This is a genomic window from Paraburkholderia sp. RL17-383-BIF-A (genome assembly GCF_046028015.1).
In the GTDB taxonomy this organism is placed as follows: domain Bacteria; phylum Pseudomonadota; class Gammaproteobacteria; order Burkholderiales; family Burkholderiaceae; genus Paraburkholderia.
Map to the genome: position 1 here is coordinate 276,744 of NZ_JARESR010000002.1, position 21,544 is coordinate 298,287.

Sequence of the window (21,544 nt, forward strand, 5' to 3'; positions counted from 1 at the left end):
GCGGACCGTGAGGTTCGCGAGTCTCGGCAGCGGCAGTGAAGGCAACGCCATGCTGGTGGAAGCGCAAAGCGGCGCGACCACCACGCGTGTGCTGCTCGACTGCGGTTTTTCGGCCAAAGAAGTCGAGCGGCGGCTGACGCGGCTTGGCGCGAGCGTCGAAGGTCTCGACGCGATTCTGATCACGCATGAGCATGGCGATCACATTGGCAGTGCGCTAACGCTGGCGCGCAAGTGGTCGATTCCCTTGTACATGAGCTGGGGCACCGCTCGCGCGGTAGGCGCCGACGAAGCCGACGTGGACCTGCAGGTGCTCTGGGGCGACGAAGCGGTGGCGATCGGCGACCTCAGCATTCTCCCCTACACCGTCCCGCACGACGCCCGCGAGCCGTTGCAATACGTGCTCTCGAACGGCGCGAGCCGGCTTGGCGTGCTGACGGACGTCGGCACGTCCACGCCTCATATCAGCTCGGTGCTGAGCGGATGCGACGCGTTGGTGCTCGAATGCAATCACGATGTGCGGATGCTGGCGGGCAGCCGCTATCCGCAATCGTTGAAAGCGCGCATCGGCGGCAATCATGGGCATCTGAACAACGACGCGGCGGCTGAAATTCTGGCTTCGCTCGATCGTTCGAGATTGCGCCACCTGGTCGCCGCGCATCTGAGTCAGCAGAATAATTCGCCTGAACTGGCGCAGGCCGCTATGGCCGGCGTGCTGGGCGCGGCGCCTACAGAAGTGGTGGTGGCTTCGCAGGACGACGGGTTTGCGTGGCTGAGCGTCTGATCCGCGCCTGATTCCTGATGCTTGCCCCGCGCGGCAGGCGCCGAGATTCCATGAAAAAAGCCCATAACGATTACTCGTTATGGGCTTTTTCTTCAAGGCGGAGCGTCTCGAACGCCGCGCCCTGAATCAGGCTGGTTTGCCAACCTTAGTTGCGGTTACCGCCGAAAATTCCGAGCAGCGCGAGCAGGTTGACGAACACGTTGTACAGGTCAAGGTAGATCGCGAGGGTGGCGGTGATGTAATTCGTTTCACCGCCGTTCACGACGCGCTGAACGTCGAACAGCATGTAGGCCGAGAAGATCACGATGGCGAGAACCGACACCGTGAGCATCAGCGCCGGCAGATGCAGGAACACGTTCGCGACCGATGCGAGCAGCAGCACGATCACGCCCATGAACAGCCACTTGCCGAGACCCGAAAAGTCGCGCTTGCTAACCGTGGCGATGGTCGCCATCGACGCGAAGATCACACCAGTGCCACCGAAGGCGAGCATGATCAACGACGGGCCGTTCGAAAAACCGAGCACGAAGCTCAGGATGCGCGACAGCATCAGGCCCATGAAGAACGTGAAGCCGAGTAGCACGAACACGCCGGCCGCGCTGTCTTTGGTTTTCTGGATGGCGAACATAAAGCCGAAGGCGATCGCGAAGAACGCCAGCATGCTCATGGCGGGACTCGTGGCGGCGAACAGCGAGAAACCCGTGGCGAGGCCCACCCACGCGCCGAGCACTGTCGGAATCATGGACAGCGCGAGCAGCCAGTAGGTGTTCCGTAGCACGCGGTTACGCGTTTCGACCGTGCTGACCGCGCCATTGCGGCCAAAGCTATACGGATGATCGTTCATGGTCTCTCCTTACCTCAGAAGCAAGTTGCGTATGGTTGTGAAGCGGGTTGTAGCGAGCCGGGCCGTGGCATCCCTGTCACCGGCGCGGCGCTCTCATCCCTAAGATTGGCGCGCGGGCAGGGAGTTTCAATGCCCTGAAAATACTGACTTGGCACCCACACGGCCAACGCTACCAGTATTCGGAAACTCCTGCTTGGAGTCTTTCAGTGTTGTAAGGGTTCAATCGCAATCATACACGGGAACATGCTACAATAGCGGATTCATTTGAATCTGTAACCTCTTAATTTTTTGGAGTTTTTATGGCGATCGAACGCACCCTGTCCATTATCAAGCCGGACGCAGTGGCCAAGAACGTGATCGGCCAGATCTATACCCGTTTCGAGAACGCTGGTCTGAAGATCGTGGCTTCGCGCATGGTTCACCTGTCGCGCGCCGACGCAGAGAAGTTCTACTCCGTGCACGCCGCACGTCCGTTCTTCAAGGATCTGGTCGATTTCATGATCTCGGGCCCGGTCGTCGTGCAAGCGCTGGAAGGCGAAAACGCCATTCTTAAGCACCGTGACCTGATGGGTGCCACGGACCCGAAGAAGGCGGAAAAGGGCACGATCCGCGCCGATTTCGCAGACAGCATCGACGCGAACGCAGTGCACGGTTCCGACGCGCCTGAAACGGCAGCAGTCGAAATCGCGTTCTTCTTCCCGCAAGTGAACGTCTACTCGCGTTAAGCAGGACTTGCCCTGCGCGGTTCGTGCAGCCGATTGGATTTATCGCACGAATCGCCCGGCAAAGTAGTAAGGTAAAAGCAGCAGGAATGGGCGCGAACGGCATTGCGTTCATGCAGCTTGTTGCATGAACGTAGTCTCGCACTGAAATGGCAGGATTCGATATGACGAGCAGTCCCACCGTCAACCTTCTCGACCTCGACGCCCAAGGGCTTGTCGCCTACTGCGACAGCCTGGGCGAGAAGCCGTTTCGCGCCAAGCAATTGCAGCGCTGGATTCACCAATACAACGCTGCCGACTTCGACGGCATGACCGATCTGGCGAAGTCCTTGCGCGAAAAGCTCAAAGGGCGCGCCACGATCTCGATGCCCGGTATCGTCAGCGACCATATTTCGACCGACGGCACACGCAAGTGGCTGATCGACGTCGGCAACAGCAACGCGGTTGAAACTGTCTACATTCCCGAAGAAACGCGTGGCACGCTGTGCGTGTCGTCGCAGGCCGGGTGTGCAGTCAATTGCCGTTTCTGTTCGACCGGCAAACAGGGTTTTTCCCGCAATCTCACCACCGGCGAAATCATCGGCCAGTTGCGTATGGCCGAGTTCGCGCTGCGCGCGTCGCGCGGTGTGGATGGCGGTCGCGCCACGGGCGGTGACGGCAAGGGCGAGCGCGTCGTCACGAATGTCGTGATGATGGGCATGGGCGAGCCGCTGCTCAACTACGACGCGGTCGTGCCGGCCATGCGCCTGATGCTCGACGACAACGCCTACGGCCTGTCGCGCCGCCGCGTCACGCTGTCCACCTCGGGTGTCGTGCCCATGATGGACCGGCTCGGCGCCGATCTGCCGGTGGCGCTCGCGGTGTCCCTGCATGCGCCTAGCGATCCGCTGCGCGACATGCTCGTGCCGCTGAACAAGAAATATCCGCTGCGCGAACTGATGGCGGCTTGCCAGCGCTATCTGAAAGTCGCGCCGCGCGACTTCATTACGTTTGAATATTGCATGCTCGACGGCGTGAACGACAGCGAGGCGCAAGCGCGCGAGTTGCTCGCCATTACGCGCGACGTGCCGTGCAAGTTCAACCTGATTCCGTTTAATCCGTTCCCCGAATCGGGCCTCATCCGCTCGAAGCCGGAACAGATCAAGCGGTTTGCACAAGTGTTGATGGACGCAGGCGTCGTCACCACGGTGCGCAAAACACGCGGCGATGATATCGACGCTGCCTGCGGTCAGTTGGCCGGTGCGGTAAAAGACCGCACTCGCCTTGCTGAACGCACCGGGAAGGCAGCGAAGATTATCGAGGTTCGCGCCGTGTAATCGCGCGGGGACCGCAGGGCGCCGATGGTCGGGGAATGCTCCCCGAAAGCGCGAAAACCTGCGGTGCCAGCGTCGATTGAAAAGAAAGTTTGCAGAAGCGATCGGAAGCGGCACACAAGGCCGCACATTTTGTTATAAACGGTCTGCGATTCGGACGTGAGGCTTGAGCCTGTCGGGGTTGCACAAGTGAAAAAGAATCGACGCGAAAGGATTTGGGATGAGTGAGCCGCAGCACCCGCAGCCGCAGGACACAGACACGAACGAAGGCCATCCGGCGCCGGTCGCACGGGCGGTGGTGCAGCCCGCCGTGCAGCCGGGCATGGATTCGTTGGCGGCGGTGGGCGCGCGCTTAACCCAACTGCGTGAATCGAAAGGCTGGACGGTCGACGACGTGTCGGCGCGTCTGAAAGTGTCAGCCATCAAGTTGCGCGCGCTCGAATCGGGCGACATCAGCCACTTGCCGGACACGACCTTCGCGCTGGGTGTGATGCGTAGCTACGCGAAGATGCTCGGCGCCGATCCAGCGCCGTTCACGGCGGTACTGCGCCGCGAGAAGGGTGTGGCCGCGCCGGATCTGTCGATGCCGGCTTCGTCGGGAAAAGATTTGCCGCGCGGGCGGGTGTCGCTGTCGCTGGGCGGTAGCGGACAAAAAAGCCGCTCCTGGTTGTGGGGCGTGGCGGCGGTGATCGTCGCGGTGATCGCGCTCGGCATGTGGCACACCAACGGTGGCGATTCGTCTGCATGGCTTGCGCGTTTGAAAGCGAGCGCGAACGGTGCCGCTGGTGGCGTGACGGGCGCATCGGGTACGGTGGCGCAAGGTCAATCGGCGGGTTCCGAAGCAACGGCGGCTGAGTCTGCGTCAGCGCCGGAGGCACAGGTGGCAGCAGAGAACGCAGCGTCGGCTACGCCGATGCCCGCGCCGCTTGCCACCGGCACGACGCCGTCATCGGCGCCGGCGGTCACGGCAACAATGGCTGCGCCCAAGGCAGGCTCGCAGGCCCAGGTGGCCGCAGCGCCGGGCGCGAGTGCGTCGGCGGCGGTGGTTGCGGGCGCGTCGGCGGCAACGGTGGCGTCGGCTGCCGGTGAGTCAGTCGTCGCATTACGTGTGACACAGGACAGCTGGTTCAGTGTGCGTAGCAAGGATGGCAAGGAGGTGTTCTCCGGCCTCGTGCACGCAGGCGATACGAAAGAAGTGACGGGCGCGGCACCATTCAAGATCACGGTTGGCAACAAGGCCGGTCTTGAATCGCTGACGCTCGATGGCCAGCCGGTCGATCCGTCGAAATATTCGGCTGCCAAAGGTAACGTGGCGCGTTTCGCACTGCCTTGACAAATACGGTATGCGCCGCGGCCAACCGGTCCGCGGCGCTTTTTCAATTCAGGCGCCACGTCTTTTGTGTGGCGCATGCGGCGTAAATGGGTTTTTCGATGCATTCCGAAGCTCAATCCCAATCTGGTAGCAAGATTATTTCCGACGAGCCGGTGTTCGGCGGCCAGGCTGCGCGGCGCAAGTCGCATGCGGTCGACGTCCGTTGGGGCGGCCAGCTCGTCACCATCGGTGGCGACGCGCCCGTGCGCGTCCAGTCGATGACCAACACGGATACCGCGGACGCCATCGGCACCGCGATCCAGATCAAGGAGCTCGCGCAAGCCGGCTCGGAACTGGTGCGTATCACGGTGAATACGCCGGAAGCGGCCGCGGCCGTGCCGGCCGTGCGCGAGCAGCTCGACCGGATGGGCGTGTCGGTGCCGCTCGTCGGCGACTTCCACTACAACGGCCATTTGCTGTTGCGCGATTACCCTGCGTGCGCGGAGGCGCTGTCCAAGTACCGGATCAATCCGGGCAACGTGGGCCACGGCGCGAAGCGCGACACGCAGTTCGCGCAAATGATCGAAGCCGCGGTGAAGTACGACAAGCCGGTCCGTATCGGTGTCAACTGGGGCAGTCTCGACCAGGATCTGCTCGCGAAGATGATGGACGCGAACGCGGCGCGTTCCACGCCGTGGGAAGCGCAAAGCGTGATGTACGAAGCGCTGATCCAGTCGGCAATCGGCTCGGCGGAGCGGGCGGTCGAACTCGGCCTGTCGCGCAACCAGATCATTCTGTCGTGCAAGGTCAGCGGCGTGCAGGATCTGATCGCCGTGTACCGTGAACTGGCGCGCCGTTGCGATTTCGCGCTGCATCTCGGCTTGACCGAGGCGGGCATGGGCTCGAAAGGCATCGTGGCATCGACCGCGGCGTTGTCCGTGCTGTTGCAGCAGGGGATCGGCGACACGATCCGTATTTCGCTTACGCCGGAACCGGGCGGATCGCGCACCGGCGAGGTGATCGTCGGCCAGGAAATTCTGCAGACCATGGGTCTGCGCTCGTTCACGCCGATGGTGATCGCGTGCCCGGGTTGCGGCCGTACCACCAGCACGCTGTTCCAGGAACTGGCGTCGCAAATCCAGACTTATCTGCGCACGCAGATGCCGGTGTGGCGCGATCAATATCCTGGCGTCGAGAAAATGCACGTCGCGGTGATGGGCTGCATCGTCAACGGTCCGGGCGAGTCGAAGCAGGCCAACATCGGTATCAGCCTGCCGGGTTCGGGTGAGAATCCCGCTGCGCCGGTGTTTATCGACGGCGAAAAAGTGAAGACGTTGCGCGGCGATAACATCGCGCAAGAATTCCAGCAAATCGTGAGTGACTACGTTGAGCGCAGCTATGGCCGCGCCACGGTAGCCAACTAAATATCGGCTCTCGACATACAGATGACTGAACAGAAGAAAAAGCTCGAAAAGCTCTCCGGCGTGAAGGGCATGAACGACATCCTTCCGCAGGAAGCCGGGCTGTGGGAATTTTTCGAAACGACCGTCAAGTCGATGCTGCGTTCGTATGGATACCAGAATATTCGTACGCCGATCATCGAGCATACGCAGCTGTTCAAGCGCGGTATCGGCGAAGTGACCGACATCGTCGAGAAAGAGATGTACAGTTTTACGGACGCGCTCAACGGTGAAAATCTGACCATGCGCCCGGAGAACACGGCGGCGGTGGTGCGCGCGGCGATCGAACACAACATGCTGTACGACGGCCCGAAGCGCCTGTGGTACATCGGCCCGATGTTCCGTCACGAGCGTCCGCAGCGCGGCCGCTATCGCCAGTTCCATCAGGTGGGCGTGGAAGCGCTGGGCTTTGCCGGTCCGGACGCGGACGCTGAAATCATCATGATGTGCCAGCGGCTGTGGGACGATCTCGGGCTGATGGGCATCAAGCTCGAACTCAATTCGCTGGGTCTCGCCGAGGAACGCGCGGCGCATCGCGTCGAACTGATCGCGTACCTCGAAAAGCACATGGACGTGCTCGACGAAGAGGCAAAGCGCCGTCTCTACACGAACCCGCTGCGCGTGCTGGACACGAAGAATCCGGCCATGCAGGAAGTCGCGCAGAACGCGCCCAAGCTGATCGATTTTCTCGGCGAAGAATCGCGCGCGCACTTCGAAGGTCTGCAGCGCATTCTGAAAGCGAACAACATTCCGTTCACGATCAATCCGCGTCTCGTGCGCGGTCTCGATTACTACAATCTGACCGTGTTCGAATGGGTGACCGACAAGCTCGGCGCTCAGGGTACCGTGGCGGCCGGCGGCCGTTACGATCCGTTGATCGAACAGCTAGGCGGCAAGCCCACGGGAGCATGTGGCTGGGCAATGGGCGTCGAGCGGATCCTCGAGTTGTTGAAAGAAGAGCAACTTGTGCCGGAAGACGAAGGGTGCGACGTGTACGTGGTCCATCAGGGCGACGCGGCGCGTGAGCAGGCCTTCATCATCGCCGAGCGTCTGCGCGATACGGGCCTCGACGTGATCCTACATTGCAGCGCCGACGGTCAGACGGCCAGCTTCAAATCGCAGATGAAGCGTGCCGACGCGAGCGGCGCGGCCTTCGCCGTGGTGCTCGGCGAAGATGAGATCGCCAATGGCACGGTCGGTGTGAAGCCGCTGCGCGATACAAATGCTAACGGCGGTAAAAACGAGCAACATAACGTGCCCGCCGAAGACTTGACCGAATTTCTAATCAATGCGATGGTTGCAACCGCCGAAGACGGCGACGACTGATCGCGATGTCGTCGAGCCGGTTGGTTCGCAATCAGGCTCGACACGCACACGTAGCAAGAAAGAGGAAATCGCCGGGCAATGAGTTACCACGACGAACAAGAATCGATTGAAAGTCTGAAGGCATGGTGGACGCAGTGGGGCAATGCAACCACATGGATCGTGCTGGTGGCACTGGTGGCCGCGGCCGGCTGGAACGGCTGGAATTTCTGGCAACGGCGCGAGGCGGCGGAAGCCGCCGTGCTGTATGACCAGGTGCAGCAAGCCGTGGCATCGGGCGACAAGGCGAAGATCACCCGCGTCGCCGCCGACATGGAAGACAAGTTCAGCCGCACCGCGTATGCACAGATGACCGCGCTGAGCGCGGCCAAGGCGCTGTACGCCGCGGGCGACGAACCGGCCGCGAAGGCGCAACTGCAATGGACCATCGATCACGCGAAAGATGACGAGTTCAAGCAGATCGCCAAACTGCGCCTCGCTTCGCTGTTGCTCGACGACAAGGCCTACGACCAGGGTCTGGCGCTGCTCGCCGAACCGCAGTCCGACGCGTTCAAAGGCATCGTGGCGAACGGCCGCGGCGATCTGCTCGCCGCTCAAGGCAAGCGCGACGATGCGCGTGCGGCTTACAAGCTCGCGCTCGACTCGCTGTCGAAAAACGATAGCTCGGCACGCCAGTTGATTCAGTTCAAGCTGGACGCGCTGGGCGGCTGATCGCCGCATGCAAGCGCCATAAGCGGCGCCGCGTGTAACGACCAACCGGTCTCCTTTAACTAATTTCCTGAATGCTTCGTCCACCGATGAATCTGCTGAAACGTTACGCTGTGCCCGTTGCCTGTGCGATGACCGTCCTTACCATGGCGGCTTGCTCATCCACGAAAGACGAGCGCCGCGTGCCGACGCCGCTCACCGAGTTCAAACCCGTGCTCGACGTGCAGCAGGCCTGGAAGGCGAGCGTCGGTAAGGCGGGCCGCTATCTGTTCTCGCCAGTGGCGGTTGGCAATGCGGTGTACGCGGCTGGCGCGAACGGTTCGGTGGCGAAGATCGACGCGCAAACCGGGCAGGACGTGTGGCGTGTCAAGCTGCACGACGACCTCTCGGCAGGTGTCGGCAGCGACGGCACGCTCACGGCGGTCGGCGGCCTGAAGGGCGACGTGTACGTGCTCGGGGCGGACGGCAAGCAACTCTGGACCGCCAAGGCGCCGGGCGAGATCATTTCGCCGCCGCTCGTCGGCAACGGACTCGTGGTGGTGCGTACGGTCGACGGCCAGATCGTCGCGTTCAATGCGCAAACCGGCGAACAGAAGTGGAACTACCGCAACCGCGCGGTGCCGCTCAATCTGCGCGTGTCGTCGGGCATGACCTTCGCGGGCGACGCAGCCGTGCTGGCCGGGTTCCCGGGTGGCGCGTTCGCGGCGATCAACCTGCAGACGGGCGACAACTACTGGCAAACGCCGGTGTCCTATCCGAAGGGCGTGACGGAAGTCGAGCGGATCAACGACGTGACCGGACCGCCCACGCTGGTCGGTTCGGAAACCTGCGCCGTGACGTTCCAGGGGCAGATTGGCTGTTTCGACGCGAACTCGGGCCGCGCGGTGTGGGAAAAGGCGTTTTCCAGCACGAGCGGTCTGGCGCAGGATGACCGCGCGGTGGTCGCGGCGGACGACTGGTCGGTGGTGTCGGCGTTCGACGTCAGCAGCGGCGCGCCGCTGTGGAAGAACGACAAGCTGAAGAATCGCGACCTGAGCGTGCCGTTCATTCTGGGTCACGCTGCGGTGCTGGGCGACTACCAGGGTTACGTGCACTTCCTGTCCCGCGACGACGGCACGCTCGTCGCCCGCCTGAAGACCGACGGCAGCCCGATCACCGCGGCACCGGTGCTGGCCGGCGAGACGCTGGTGGTGCTGACGCACGACGGCGATCTGTACGGCTACCGCCCGCGCTGATCGCGCGGGGAGGCAATCGCCGTTGAGCGTGCAGGCCGGCTTCGCCGGCCGTACGCGTTTTAGAAGAGTGTGTTGCAGGGCAGAGTAAGTAGAAGAATTGCGCCGGACTGGCTGGTCCGGCAAGTCGGATCAGACATGGCACACGGGCCCACGTGGCCATCGGTGGCTGCTTGCGGCGCCACCATCGGCGGCATCTTCGCAAATATCGCGGAGCGTCGTATTCGAATTGGCGTGCGAGCCGTCGAGCAGGAAAGACTAGACCTGGCGGCCCCTTGGCGCCGCCCCATACAGCCAAACCCCCGTCCGCCCGGGTGCGCATATTGACAGCACATCCGGGGCTGGCCGAATTCGTGATAATTTTCGTCAAACGCTGCCGTGTAGCGGCCGCATGGCGTCGCTACGCGGACGGTCGATTTCGATCCCGCGTTTCACCGTGAACAACATCTGATGAAACCCGTTATTGCCCTCGTCGGGCGCCCCAATGTGGGGAAATCCACGCTGTTCAACCGTCTCACGCGTACGCGTGATGCGCTGGTTGCCGACCTGCCCGGTCTTACCCGCGATCGCCATTACGGCGAAGGGCGCGCCGGCGACCGGCCGTATCTGGTCGTCGATACTGGGGGTTTCGAGCCGGTCGCGAAAGACGGCATCCTGCACGAAATGGCGCGTCAAACCCGCCAGGCGGTCGAGGAGTCGGACATCGTCGTGTTCATCGTCGACGGTCGCAATGGCCTCGCGCCGCAGGACAAGTCGATTGCGGACTACCTGCGCAAGGTCGGCCGGCCGATCTTCCTCGTCGTCAATAAGGCCGAGGGCATGAAGTACAGTACGGTCGCCGCCGACTTCTACGAACTCGGTCTGGGCGACCCGCGTGCGATTTCCGCGGCGCACGGCGACGGCGTGACGGAGATGATCAACGAGGCGCTCGAAGTCGCGTACGCCGGTCAGCCGGAAGAAAGCGACGAAGAGAAAGAAACGCGTGGCGTGAAGATCGCGATCGTCGGCCGTCCGAATGTCGGCAAGTCGACCTTGATCAACGCGCTGGTGGGCGAAGAGCGCGTGATCGCGTTCGACATGCCCGGCACCACGCGTGATTCGATCTATGTCGATTTCGAGCGCGGCGGAAAACCGTACACGCTGATCGACACCGCCGGCTTGCGCCGCCGCGGCAAAGTGTTCGAAGCGATCGAGAAATTCTCGGTGGTGAAGACGCTGCAATCGATCTCCGACGCGAACGTCGTGATCTTGTTGCTCGACGCGCGCCAGGACATCTCGGAGCAGGACGCGCACATTGCGGGCTTCGTGGTGGAGCAGGGCCGCGCGCTGGTGGTGGGCGTGAACAAGTGGGACGGGCTCGATCCGCATGTGCGCGAGCGCACCAAGGCGGACCTCGAGCGCAAACTAAAATTTCTCGACTTCGCCAAATTCCATTTCATTTCCGCTGCGGAAAAAACCGGAATCGGCCCATTGATGCGCTCGGTGGACGACGCGTACGCAGCCGCCATGGCCAAGCTGCCGACGCCGAAGCTCACGCGCGCGCTGATCGATGCCGTTGAATTCCAGCAGCCGCGCCGGCGTGGTCCGGTGCGCCCGAAACTTCGTTATGCGCACCAGGGCGGACAGAATCCGCCGATCATCGTGATTCACGGCAACGCGCTCGACGCGATCACCGAAACGTACAAACGCTACCTCGAAAACCGCTTCCGGGAAACTTTCAAGCTGACTGGGACTCCATTGCGCATAGAGTTCAGATCGTCGACGAACCCTTACGCGGATAAAGGCTAAATCCAGGCTGAAACCCGCGTGTGTGCTGGCTTTGGCCGCCTGGCCAGGTCGCTCGCGCAAAAATGAAAATCGGCTATAGTGTAGCGGTTGACGGCGGATCTCTTTTTCTTCGTCGTCAATTAAGTCAACCTGCAAAAAAATACGGAGTTTGCTATGAGCAACAAAGGGCAATTGTTACAAGACCCGTTTTTGAACGCACTGCGTAAAGAGCATGTGCCGGTGTCGATCTACCTGGTCAACGGCATCAAGCTTCAAGGGAACATCGAATCGTTCGACCAGTACGTCGTGTTGCTCCGGAATACGGTCACCCAGATGGTCTACAAGCACGCAATCTCGACTGTCGTGCCAGCCCGCCCGGTGAATTTCCACCCGGATTCCGAACAGTCCTAACCCCCGTCGCGGCCGGCGTAACGTCGCCCGTTGGCGATTACTTCCGGCCGCCTCATTTTGATACCCTCCAATTTGATCAATGCAGCGCTTGTCAGCATCGACTTCGGTAAGATCGATTTCGAAGCCAGCCTAGAAGAACTCAGCCTGCTCGCGCAAAGCGCGGGCGCGAATCCCTTAGTCACCCTCACCGGGCGCCGGTCCAGTCCCGACGCGAAGATGTTCGTCGGCAGCGGCAAGGCCGAAGAGTTGCGTCTTGCGTGTGAGGCGAACGACATCGAACTCGTCATCTTCAATCACGCTCTGGCGCCTGCGCAGCAGCGCAATCTGGAGCAAGCGCTTAATCGGCGCGTGATCGATCGCACCAGTCTGATCCTCGACATTTTTGCGCAACGCGCCCGCAGCCACGAAGGCAAGCTGCAGGTGGAACTCGCGCAACTGCAGTATCTGTCCACGCGGCTAATCCGCGCATGGACTCACCTGGAACGGCAAAAAGGCGGTATCGGTTTGCGCGGCCCGGGTGAAACGCAGCTCGAAACGGACCGCCGTTTGATCGGCGAGCGCATCAAGGCGCTCAAGACGCGGCTCGAAAAACTGCGCCGTCAGCATGGCACGCAGCGCCGCGCGCGCAGCCGCAATCAGACCATGTCCGTGTCGCTCGTCGGTTACACGAACGCGGGCAAATCCACGCTCTTCAACGCGCTCACCAAGGCTCAGGCGTACGCCGCCGACCAGTTGTTCGCGACGTTGGATACGACATCGCGGCGCGTCTATCTCGGCGACGAAGCGGGGCAGGTGGTGGTGTCCGACACGGTCGGTTTCATCCGCGAATTGCCTCACCAGCTCGTGGCGGCGTTTCGCGCCACGCTCGAAGAAACCATTCACGCCGACCTGCTGCTGCACGTGGTCGACGCGTCGAGCGCGGTGCGGCTCGATCAGATCGATCAGGTCAACGAGGTGTTGCACGCAATCGGCGCGGACACGATCCGGCAGGTGCTCGTCTTCAACAAGATCGACGCGGTGCCGGAGTTGGCGGCCCGTGGGGACGCGGTTGAAAGGGACGAGTATGGTAATATTTCGCGCGTCTTTTTGAGCGCGCGCACGGGGCAAGGGCTAGACACACTGCGCGCTGCCATCGCTGAAATCGCTACTGCCGAACCTCTTCCCGAAACGCTGGTCGATCTCTCGGAAGAAGACCGGTCGGCAGCACCACGCGACGACCGCAAGGTCCCAGAACTCGGGCATTGACCCGTTCCAATTGCACTGACCCGCTGTCTACTCTGGTGAACGAACACAGGTGAACGATTACAACGAGCGGAGTATCTGGCTGCGCATGCGCGCCATGCTTTCACTGAACGATCCGCGCTGGGGCCGTGGGGACGGCAATGGCGAGCGGCAACGTCCAAACGAGCCCAAGCGTCCACCGACCAAGGAAGGTGAAGGGCCGCCCGATCTCGACGAGATGTGGCGCGATTTCAACCGCCGTTTGAGCCGCGTGTTCGGTCGCAAGGGCGGCGGCGCGGGTGGCGGGCGGCCGGACAACGGTCGTGGCGCGCGCATTGGCGTGGGCATCGTGATCGGCGTGCTGCTGGCCATTTATCTCGGCAGCGGCGTGTTCGTCGTGCAGGACGGCCAGGCCGGCGTCGTGATGCAGTTCGGCAAGTATCGCTACACGGCAGGTCAGGGCGTGCACTGGCGTCTGCCGTATCCGTTCGAAGCGCATGAGCTTGTCAATATCGGTCAGGTCCGTCAGGTGGAGATCGGCCGCAACAACGTGGTGCGTCTCGCGAATGTGAAAGACGCGTCGATGCTCACGCACGACGCGGATATCGTCGACGTGCGCTTCGCCGTGCAATACCAGGTGAAGAAGCCGACTGACTACCTGTTTCGCAGCGTCGATCCCGATCAGGGTGTGATGCAGGCTGCTCAGGCGGCGGTGCGCAGCATCGTCGGCGCGCGCAGCACCAACGACATCCTCTATCAGGATCGCGAAACAATTCGCCAGCAACTGATCGCGGCGATCCAGCAATCCCTGGATGAATATCAGTCCGGACTCGCCGTGACCGGTGTGACGATCCAGGGTGTGCAGGCGCCTAGCCAGGTGCAAGCCGCGTTCGACGACGCCGCGAAAGTCCGTCAGGAAAACGAGCGCGGAAAACGCGATGCCGAGGCCTATGCCGCGGATCTGTTGCCGCGCGCGCAAGCCGACGTGGCGCGCCAGATCGACGAAGCGAAAACGTACAGCGACAAGACGGTGGCCCAGGCGCAAGGCGACGCCGAACGCTTCAAGCAGGTCTATGCGCAGTACTCGAAAGCGCCCGCTGTGATTCGCGAGCGCATGTATCTGGAAACCATGCAGCAGATCTATTCGAATACGACCAAGGTGTTTGTGGATAGCAAGAGCGGCAACAACGTGCTGTATCTGCCGCTCGACAAGCTGGTCGAGCAGACCCGCCAGCGTGTGTCCGAGGCTGCTGCCGCTTCGGGCGCCGCGGCCGCTGCCGCGCCGCAAGCGGCGAGCGCTGCCGCGTTGCCGTCGGCCACGCCGTCGGCCGCCCCGTCTGCCTCCGCAACCGGCACCGCAGCCTCCGCGCCGGCGGCGGTCGCCACGCCCGCCAGCCAGGCCGCAGCCAGCAGCGACGCGCTGCGTTCACGCGACTCCTTCCGCAGCCGTATGCGCGAAGACGACGTTCAATAAGGAGCGCACATCATGAACAAGATCATTGCGCTCGTCGTCGCTATCGTTATCCTGCTGTTCGCCGCTTCGTCGATGGTGTTCGTCGTCGATCAGCGGCATCTGGCCGTCCTGTCGTCGCATGGCGACAAGGCGCCGAGCCTGCTCGGCCCCGGCTTGCACGTCAAACTCCCGCCGCCGTTGCAAACGGTCACGCTGGTCGATAACCGTATCCAGTCGCTCGACGCCCGGGACGAAGACCGCTATGTGACGTCCGATAAAACCGATTTGCTGGCGAACCCGGTCGTCAAATACCGCGTGACCGATCCGCTCAAGCTGCTCGCCGAAACGCGAGGAGACGCGCAGAGCCTGCCGGACCGGCTCGCCTTGCTGTCGCGCAGCGCGCTTGGCGATGCGTTCGCGAAGGTCACGCTGTCCGACGCGCTGGCCCGTCAGCAGGCCGTCGCCGACGAAGCGCGCGCCGCCATGGACAAGGCCGCGGCGTCGCTCGGCGTGTCGGTGGTCGACGTGCAACTCACGCGTGTCGACTTCCCCGCGTCGATGGCCGATTCCGTCTACAAACGGATGATCGCCGCACGCCAGCAGATCGCGGCCGACGAACGTGCGAAGGGCACGGCCGAGGCTGACAAGATCAGGCAGGACGCGCTCGGCCAGCAACAGGCGGTTCTCGCGGACGGTTATCGTCAGGCGCAGACCATCAAGGGCGAGGGCGATGCCAAGGCCGCGGAAATCGCCGCCGAAGCGTACGGCGCCGACCCGCAGTTCTACCAGTTCTATCAAAGCATGCAGGCGTACAAGAACACCTTCAAGCCGGGCGACGTGATCGTGGTCGACCCGAGCAGCGAGTTCTTCCGCTTCATGCGTAGCCCGACCGGCGGCGCAGCCCCGGACGCTCCCGCGGTCCCGCGCAAACACTGATAACCGGAGCGCCGCGGCATCCGCATCGCGGCACCTTCATTCGCATGGATATAGCCGGCTCGTTACTGCTCGCGATCGCGTTGATGCTGATTATCGAAGGCATGTTTCCCTTCGTTTTTCCGAGCGCCTGGAGCGACACGTTCCGTAAAATAGCGGAACGTCCGCCGCATCAGATTCGTGTGGGCGGCCTGATCGTGATGGTGCTCGGGCTGATCCTGCTGTTTATCGTGACCTGAAGGCGCCTGCTTTTGCGGGCGGGCTGACAGGCTGCGCAGGCTGTCCGCGCTCGAGTGCAAATGTGCGCCGTTGCGCGCCAGTGCCTGAGGGTTCTGAACGCCGCGCAGTGCGGCGCCCAGCGGCCAAAAGCCGCAAGCGGTCGCCGCAGGTAATTGCAACGACTGCGCAACGCCCGCGACAGCCGCCAAAATCGAGCCGCCGCCCGCCATTCACACTCACTTACCGGCGCACCCAGACGCCGTGTTCAACGTCGTAGGACTGTATCGATGTCGACCTGGTTACTTCCCGAGAATATTGCCGACGTGCTGCCGTCGGAAGCCCGCAAGATCGAAGAGTTGCGGCGCCATTTGCTGGACCGTTTCCGTTCGTACGGCTACGAAATGGTCATGCCGCCGTTGCTCGAGTACCTCGAGTCGCTGCTCACGGGCGGCGGTCACGATCTGAATCTGCGCACCTTCAAGCTCGTCGATCAACTGTCGGGACGCACGCTCGGTCTGCGCGCGGACATTACGCCGCAGGTCGCGCGAATCGACGCGCATCTGCTGAATCGCCAGGGCGTGACACGCCTTTGCTACGCGGGCAACGTCGCGCATACGCGGCCGCGCGGCCTGCACGCCACGCGCGAGCAGATCCAGATCGGCGCGGAAATCTACGGCCACGCCGGCCTCGAAGCCGACCTCGAAATCCAGCAATTGATGCTCGACGCACTGCGTCTGGCGGGCCTCGCGAAAGTTCGCCTCGATCTGTGCCACGCGGGCGTGCTCGCCGCGCTGATCGAAGCCGAACCGGCCGCGGCCGAGCTGGGGCAGTCGCTCTACGACGCGCTCGCGGGCAAAGACGTACCGCGCCTCGTCGAACTCACGGCGAACCTCACGCCGGCGATTCGCGACGCGTTGCGCGCGCTGCCCACGCTGTACGGCGACGCGTCCGTGCTCGACGAAGCCCGCGCGCGCTTGCCGAATATGCCGGCCATTGCCCGTGCGCTCGACGACCTCACGTTCCTCGCGAGCCAGGTGGAGGGCGCCGAAGTGATGATCGATCTCGCCGATCTGCGCGGCTATGCTTATCACAGCGGCGTGATGTTCTCGGCGTATGTGGACGGCGTGCCGAATGCCGTAGCGCGCGGCGGCCGTTACGACCACGTGGGTCAAGCGTACGGCCGCGCACGGGCGGCCACGGGCTTTTCGCTCGATCTGCGCGAGGTGGCGCGGATTTCACCGGTCGAAGCGCGCAGCAGCGCGATTCTCGCGCCGTGGCAGCATGACGAGGCGCTGCGCGTGAGCGTCGCCGCGTTGCGAGATGCCGGCGAGGTGGTGGTTCAGGCGCTGCCCGGCCATGAGCACGATCTCGACGAATTCGCGTTCGACCGTGTGTTGGTCGAGCGCAACGGTAATTGGGTCGTCGAACCGCGCGCCTGAGCGCGTTCCGGCAGACCCGCCCGAGGGCGATCCTCAGGGCATGTCAGACGGCGTCGAATGTGTCGCCGAAGCAGGGCGCGGCCAGTGGCCGCGCTACTTTCGCCATACCCAACATAACGTGCATACCGTTGAGCGGAAACGGAAAAATTCGGAAGGTTCCGCGAACATAGGTAGAATACGTTTTTAACCAGCTTACGAAACAACATGTCTGCCAGCGCAGTGAATGTGAACCCCGGGCGTAACGTCGTCGTCGTGGGGACCCAGTGGGGTGATGAAGGCAAGGGCAAGATCGTCGACTGGCTGACGGACCACGCTCAAGGCGTCGTTCGCTTCCAGGGCGGTCACAATGCCGGTCACACGCTTATCATCGGCGGCAAGAAAACCATCTTGCGTCTGATTCCGTCGGGCATCATGCATCCCGGCGTCGCGTGCTACATCGGCAATGGCGTCGTGTTGTCGCCGGAAGCGCTCTTCAAGGAAATCGGCGAGCTCGAAGCCGCCGGAGTCGATGTTCAGAATCGCCTCTTTATTTCCGAAGCCACCACCCTGATCCTGCCGTACCACATCGCCATCGACCAGGGCCGCGAAGCGCGCCGTGGCGCGGGCAAGATCGGCACCACCGGCCGCGGCATCGGCCCGGCGTACGAAGACAAGGTGGCGCGCCGCGGTTTGCGCGTGCAGGACCTGTTCGAGCCGGAGACCTTCGCCGAACGTCTGCGTGAAAACCTCGACTATCACAACTTTGTGTTGACGCAATACCTGGGTGTCGCCGCTGTCGACTTCCAGCAAACGCTCGACACAATGCTCAGCTATGCCGACCGTCTGAAGCCGATGGTGACGGACGTGTCGCGCCGCCTGTACGACGCGAACGCTAACGGCAGCAACCTGCTGTTCGAAGGCGCGCAAGGCACGCTGCTCGACATCGACCACGGCACGTATCCGTTTGTCACGTCGAGCAACTGCGTGGCCGGCGCAGCCACGGCGGGCGCGGGCGTCGGTCCGCAAAAGCTGAACTACATTCTCGGCATCACCAAGGCGTATTGCACGCGCGTCGGCTCGGGCCCGTTCCCGAGCGAACTGTACGACGCGGACAACGCCGCCCGTCAGGAAGCGATCGGCCTCGAACTGGCCACCGTCGGCAAGGAATTCGGTTCGGTCACCGGCCGTCCGCGCCGCACCGGCTGGCTCGACGTCGCCGCGCTGCGCCGTTCGATCCAGATCAACGGCGTGTCGGGTCTGTGCATGACCAAGCTCGACGTGCTCGACGGTCTGGACGAAGTGAAGCTGTGCGTCGGCTACACGGTCGACGGCCAGCATGTCGACCTGCTGCCGCGTGGTTCGTCGGAAGTCGCGCGCTGCGTGCCAGTGTACGAAACCTTCGCGGGCTGGAAGGAAAGCACGGTTGGTATCAAGGAATGGGACAAGCTGCCGGCGAACGCGCGTGCGTATCTGTCGCGCGTGCAGGAAGTCGCGGGCATTCCGATCGACATGGTGTCGACCGGTCCGGATCGCGACGAAACCATTCTGCTTCGTCATCCGTTCAAGGTTTAAGCCATGGTGCAAGGTGTACCCATGATTGCGATGAAAGATCCGCGCAACGATGACAAGAACCTGTGGGTCGGCTGGGACGAGTATCACCGGCTGATCGAAATGCTCGCGTTGCAGGTGCACGAGTCGGGCTGGAAATTCGACAAGATCCTGTGCCTCGCGCGCGGCGGTTTGCGCGTTGGCGATCAGCTCTCGCGCATTTACGATCTGCCGCTGGCGATTCTTGCCACGAGTTCGTATCGTGAAGCGGCCGGCACGGAGCAGGGCGAACTCGATATCGCGCAATACATCACCATGACGCGTGGCGAACTGCACGGCAACGTGCTGCTGGTCGACGACCTGGTGGATTCGGGCGTGACGCTCGCACGTGTTCAGCAGCATCTGAAAGAGCGTTACCCGGCGATCACCGCGGTGCGTTCGGCGGTGCTCTGGTACAAGGGCTGCTCGAAGGTGAAGCCCGACTACCACGTGCAGTACCTGCCCACCAATCCGTGGATTCATCAGCCGTTCGAGGAATGGGACACGGTTCGTCCGCACAACCTCGGCGCATGGATCAAGCGTGGCACGGCGCAAGCGCAGGAGTCGTCGGAGAAGTGATGCGAACTTCGGCGCCGAAATCGTTGCGTCGTCCCCCGCGTTGTCTCGCAAAACGGAGCTCATTGGGCTCCGTTTTTTTATGTGCGCGCCGTGCGCGCGTGCTTCGCAAACTGCGCATCGGCGATGCCGCTAATACGGCCCGCCCAGCAGACGCGCCCATATCGCGGTGCTACACTTCGCGGACCATCTCGTGGTGTATCCACAACAAGCCGGGCGGCGTCAGGCGGGCAGTTTAGAATAGCGGTCGCTTTTTCGCCCAGGGAACGGATTTCCTCGCGTTTATGACAGATAACAATCACGAGCACAAACAGCCTCTGCCTTCCCTCGCCATCGCTGCGATCGGAGTGGTATTCGGCGATATCGGCACGAGCCCGTTGTACTCGCTGAAGGAAGCCTTTAGTCCATCCCACGGCATTCCGCTGACCGAGCAATCCATTCTGGGCGTGATCTCGCTGTTGTTCTGGGCGATCGTGATCGTGGTCGGCATCAAGTACGTGTTGTTCGTGATGCGCGCGGACAATAACGGCGAGGGCGGTGTTCTCGCGCTGATGGCGCTGGCGCTGCGCTCGCTCGACGAGAAGTCGAAAATGGCCGGCTTGCTGATGATGCTCGGCATCTTCGGCGCCTGCATGTTCTATGGCGACGCGGTGATCACGCCCGCCATCTCGGTGATCTCGGCGGTCGAAGGTCTGGAGATTGCGGCGCCAAATCTGTCGCATCTGGTGTTGCCCCTGACCATCGTGATCCTCATCCTGCTGTTCTGGATCCAGCGGCACGGCACGGCCATGGTCGGCCGCCTGTTCGGTCCGATCATGGTGCTGTGGTTCGTGGTGCTCGCGGCGCTCGGCCTGTGGCACATTCTGCAGTCGCCGAACGTGATCCGCGCGCTGAACCCGTACTACGCTTACAGCTTCATGGCCGCGCACGTGCTGCAGGCCTACGTGGTGCTCGGCTCGGTGGTGCTGGTGCTGACCGGCGCCGAAGCGTTGTACGCCGACATGGGCCACTTCGGCGCGAAGCCGATTCGCATGGCGTGGTACGTGCTCGTGATGCCGTCGCTGGTGCTGAACTACTTCGGCCAGGGCGCGCTGCTCATGCACGATCCGAAAGCGATCGAAAATCCGTTCTTCCTGCTCGCGCCGGACTGGGCGTTGCTGCCGCTGGTGGTGCTGTCCACGGTCGCGACGGTGATTGCCTCACAGGCGGTGATTTCCGGTGCCTATTCGCTCACGAGCCAGGCGATCCAGCTCGGTTACGTGCCGCGTATGAAGATTCTGCACACGTCTGAACTGGCGATCGGCCAGATCTATGTGCCGGTGGTGAACTGGATGCTGCTGTTCATCATTCTGTGCATCGTGATTGCGTTCAAGAGTTCGGACAATCTCGCGGCCGCGTACGGTATCGCGGTGACGGCCACCATGGTGATCACCACGGTGCTCGCCTGCGTCGTGATGGTGAAAGTGTGGAACTGGAACAAGCTGCTGGTGGCGCTGATCATCGGCGTATTCATGACGGTCGATCTGGGCTTTTTCGGCGCCAATCTGCTGAAGGTCGAGGAGGGCGGCTGGCTGCCGCTCGGCATCGGCGCGTTGCTGTTCTTCCTGCTGATGACCTGGTACAAGGGGCGCATGATCGTCAAGGAACGCACGGCGGCCGACGGTATTCCGCTCATGCCGTTCCTGCAAGGGCTGCTCGCGCATCCGCCGCATCGCGTATCGGGCACGGCGATCTATCTGACCGGCAGCGATTCGCTCGTGCCGGTGAGTCTGCTGCACAACCTGAAGCACAATAAGGTGCTGCACGAGCGCACCATTTTCCTGACCTTCGTGACGCGCGACATTCCGTACGTGAACGACGCGGAACGTGTGACGGTCAAGGATATCGACGGTGGCCTGTATCTCGTCAAGGCGGCCTACGGCTTCAACGAAACGCCGGACGTGAAGGCGGTGCTGCTCGAAGTCGGCCGCACGCATGACATGACTTTCGAATTGATGGACACGTCGTTCTTCCTCGCGCGCGAAACGGTGGTGCCGACTCAGTTGCCGGGCATGTCGGTGTGGCGAGAGCGCGTGTTCGCGTGGATGCACCAGAATGCCGCGAAGCCGACGGACTTCTTCAGTATTCCGGCCAACCGGGTGGTGGAGTTGGGGACGAAGATTGAGATCTGACGGTCGCCGTTGATTCATGAACGCCCCAGATGCCGGGGCGAAAAAAAACCCACGCGAATGCGTGGGCTTTTTTATGTGCCGCATGTTCGGCTG

At 62.5% G+C, this 21,544-nt stretch carries 19 protein-coding genes; 18 read left to right on the forward strand and 1 reads right to left on the reverse strand.

The features are described 5' to 3' along the window. Positions 1 to 7: 7 nt before the first annotated feature. A complete protein-coding gene (locus P0D71_RS03450) occupies positions 8 to 781 on the forward strand; it encodes an MBL fold metallo-hydrolase (protein WP_091792922.1) in 774 nt (257 codons plus the stop codon). A gap of 145 nt (positions 782 to 926) precedes the next feature. Here P0D71_RS03450 and P0D71_RS03455 read toward each other — a convergent pair whose 3' ends face one another. Further along, positions 927 to 1,625, reverse strand: coding sequence for a Bax inhibitor-1/YccA family protein (locus tag P0D71_RS03455; RefSeq protein ID WP_007181342.1), 699 nt, complete (start codon positions 1,623 to 1,625; stop codon positions 927 to 929). Positions 1,626 to 1,924: 299 nt separating this feature from the next. Between P0D71_RS03455 and ndk the strand changes: the two genes are divergently transcribed. The 17 genes from ndk to P0D71_RS03540 all read left to right on the forward strand — a co-directional run bounded on the left by ndk (position 1,925) and on the right by P0D71_RS03540 (position 21,451). Further along, a complete protein-coding gene (gene ndk, locus P0D71_RS03460) occupies positions 1,925 to 2,350 on the forward strand; it encodes a nucleoside-diphosphate kinase (protein WP_408479280.1) in 426 nt (141 codons plus the stop codon). Between the two features lie 161 nt (positions 2,351 to 2,511). Then, positions 2,512 to 3,663 (forward strand): dual-specificity RNA methyltransferase RlmN, encoded by a 1,152-nt coding sequence (gene rlmN / locus P0D71_RS03465; protein ID WP_091800296.1) that lies wholly within the window; start codon positions 2,512 to 2,514, stop codon positions 3,661 to 3,663. A gap of 217 nt (positions 3,664 to 3,880) precedes the next feature. Further along, positions 3,881 to 4,993: a RodZ domain-containing protein gene (locus P0D71_RS03470; RefSeq protein ID WP_408479281.1), complete on the forward strand. Its 1,113-nt coding sequence runs from the start codon at positions 3,881 to 3,883 to the stop codon at positions 4,991 to 4,993. A gap of 86 nt (positions 4,994 to 5,079) precedes the next feature. Continuing rightward, positions 5,080 to 6,396 (forward strand): flavodoxin-dependent (E)-4-hydroxy-3-methylbut-2-enyl-diphosphate synthase, encoded by a 1,317-nt coding sequence (gene ispG, locus P0D71_RS03475; RefSeq protein ID WP_091792926.1) that lies wholly within the window; start codon positions 5,080 to 5,082, stop codon positions 6,394 to 6,396. A 21-nt stretch (positions 6,397 to 6,417) separates the two neighbouring features. Beyond that, a complete protein-coding gene (hisS, locus tag P0D71_RS03480; protein WP_408185450.1) occupies positions 6,418 to 7,758 on the forward strand; it encodes a histidine--tRNA ligase in 1,341 nt (446 codons plus the stop codon). 78 nt (positions 7,759 to 7,836) lie between these two features. Continuing rightward, positions 7,837 to 8,466 (forward strand): YfgM family protein, encoded by a 630-nt coding sequence (locus P0D71_RS03485; RefSeq protein WP_408301797.1) that lies wholly within the window; start codon positions 7,837 to 7,839, stop codon positions 8,464 to 8,466. An 86-nt stretch (positions 8,467 to 8,552) separates the two neighbouring features. Then, on the forward strand, positions 8,553 to 9,698 hold the full coding sequence (gene bamB / locus P0D71_RS03490) for an outer membrane protein assembly factor BamB (RefSeq protein WP_091792932.1): 1,146 nt from the start codon (positions 8,553 to 8,555) through the stop codon (positions 9,696 to 9,698). 447 nt (positions 9,699 to 10,145) lie between these two features. Continuing rightward, a complete protein-coding gene (gene der, locus P0D71_RS03495) occupies positions 10,146 to 11,483 on the forward strand; it encodes a ribosome biogenesis GTPase Der (RefSeq protein ID WP_091792934.1) in 1,338 nt (445 codons plus the stop codon). Between the two features lie 153 nt (positions 11,484 to 11,636). Next, the gene (gene hfq / locus P0D71_RS03500; protein WP_006051315.1) at positions 11,637 to 11,873 is read left to right on the forward strand and encodes an RNA chaperone Hfq; all 237 of its coding nucleotides are present in this window, start codon (positions 11,637 to 11,639) and stop codon (positions 11,871 to 11,873) included. A 30-nt stretch (positions 11,874 to 11,903) separates the two neighbouring features. After that, a complete protein-coding gene (hflX, locus tag P0D71_RS03505; protein WP_408479282.1) occupies positions 11,904 to 13,118 on the forward strand; it encodes a GTPase HflX in 1,215 nt (404 codons plus the stop codon). Between the two features lie 49 nt (positions 13,119 to 13,167). Further along, positions 13,168 to 14,568 carry an FtsH protease activity modulator HflK gene (hflK, locus tag P0D71_RS03510; protein ID WP_408479283.1) on the forward strand — a complete coding sequence of 467 codons (1,401 nt, stop codon included), beginning with the start codon at positions 13,168 to 13,170 and terminating at the stop codon, positions 14,566 to 14,568. 12 nt (positions 14,569 to 14,580) lie between these two features. Continuing rightward, positions 14,581 to 15,483 (forward strand): protease modulator HflC, encoded by a 903-nt coding sequence (hflC, locus tag P0D71_RS03515; RefSeq protein WP_408479284.1) that lies wholly within the window; start codon positions 14,581 to 14,583, stop codon positions 15,481 to 15,483. 44 nt (positions 15,484 to 15,527) lie between these two features. Further along, the gene (locus P0D71_RS03520; protein ID WP_012433522.1) at positions 15,528 to 15,719 is read left to right on the forward strand and encodes a DUF2065 domain-containing protein; all 192 of its coding nucleotides are present in this window, start codon (positions 15,528 to 15,530) and stop codon (positions 15,717 to 15,719) included. 267 nt (positions 15,720 to 15,986) lie between these two features. Next, complete coding sequence (locus P0D71_RS03525; protein WP_408185453.1) at positions 15,987 to 17,138, forward strand: ATP phosphoribosyltransferase regulatory subunit; 1,152 nt, start codon at positions 15,987 to 15,989, stop codon at positions 17,136 to 17,138. Between the two features lie 204 nt (positions 17,139 to 17,342). Continuing rightward, on the forward strand, positions 17,343 to 18,689 hold the full coding sequence (locus P0D71_RS03530; RefSeq protein WP_091792942.1) for an adenylosuccinate synthase: 1,347 nt from the start codon (positions 17,343 to 17,345) through the stop codon (positions 18,687 to 18,689). Positions 18,690 to 18,692: 3 nt separating this feature from the next. Further along, on the forward strand, positions 18,693 to 19,283 hold the full coding sequence (locus P0D71_RS03535) for a phosphoribosyltransferase (protein WP_091792944.1): 591 nt from the start codon (positions 18,693 to 18,695) through the stop codon (positions 19,281 to 19,283). Positions 19,284 to 19,564: 281 nt separating this feature from the next. Further along, on the forward strand, positions 19,565 to 21,451 hold the full coding sequence (locus P0D71_RS03540) for a potassium transporter Kup (RefSeq protein WP_091792946.1): 1,887 nt from the start codon (positions 19,565 to 19,567) through the stop codon (positions 21,449 to 21,451). The last annotated feature ends 93 nt before the right edge of the window (positions 21,452 to 21,544 follow it).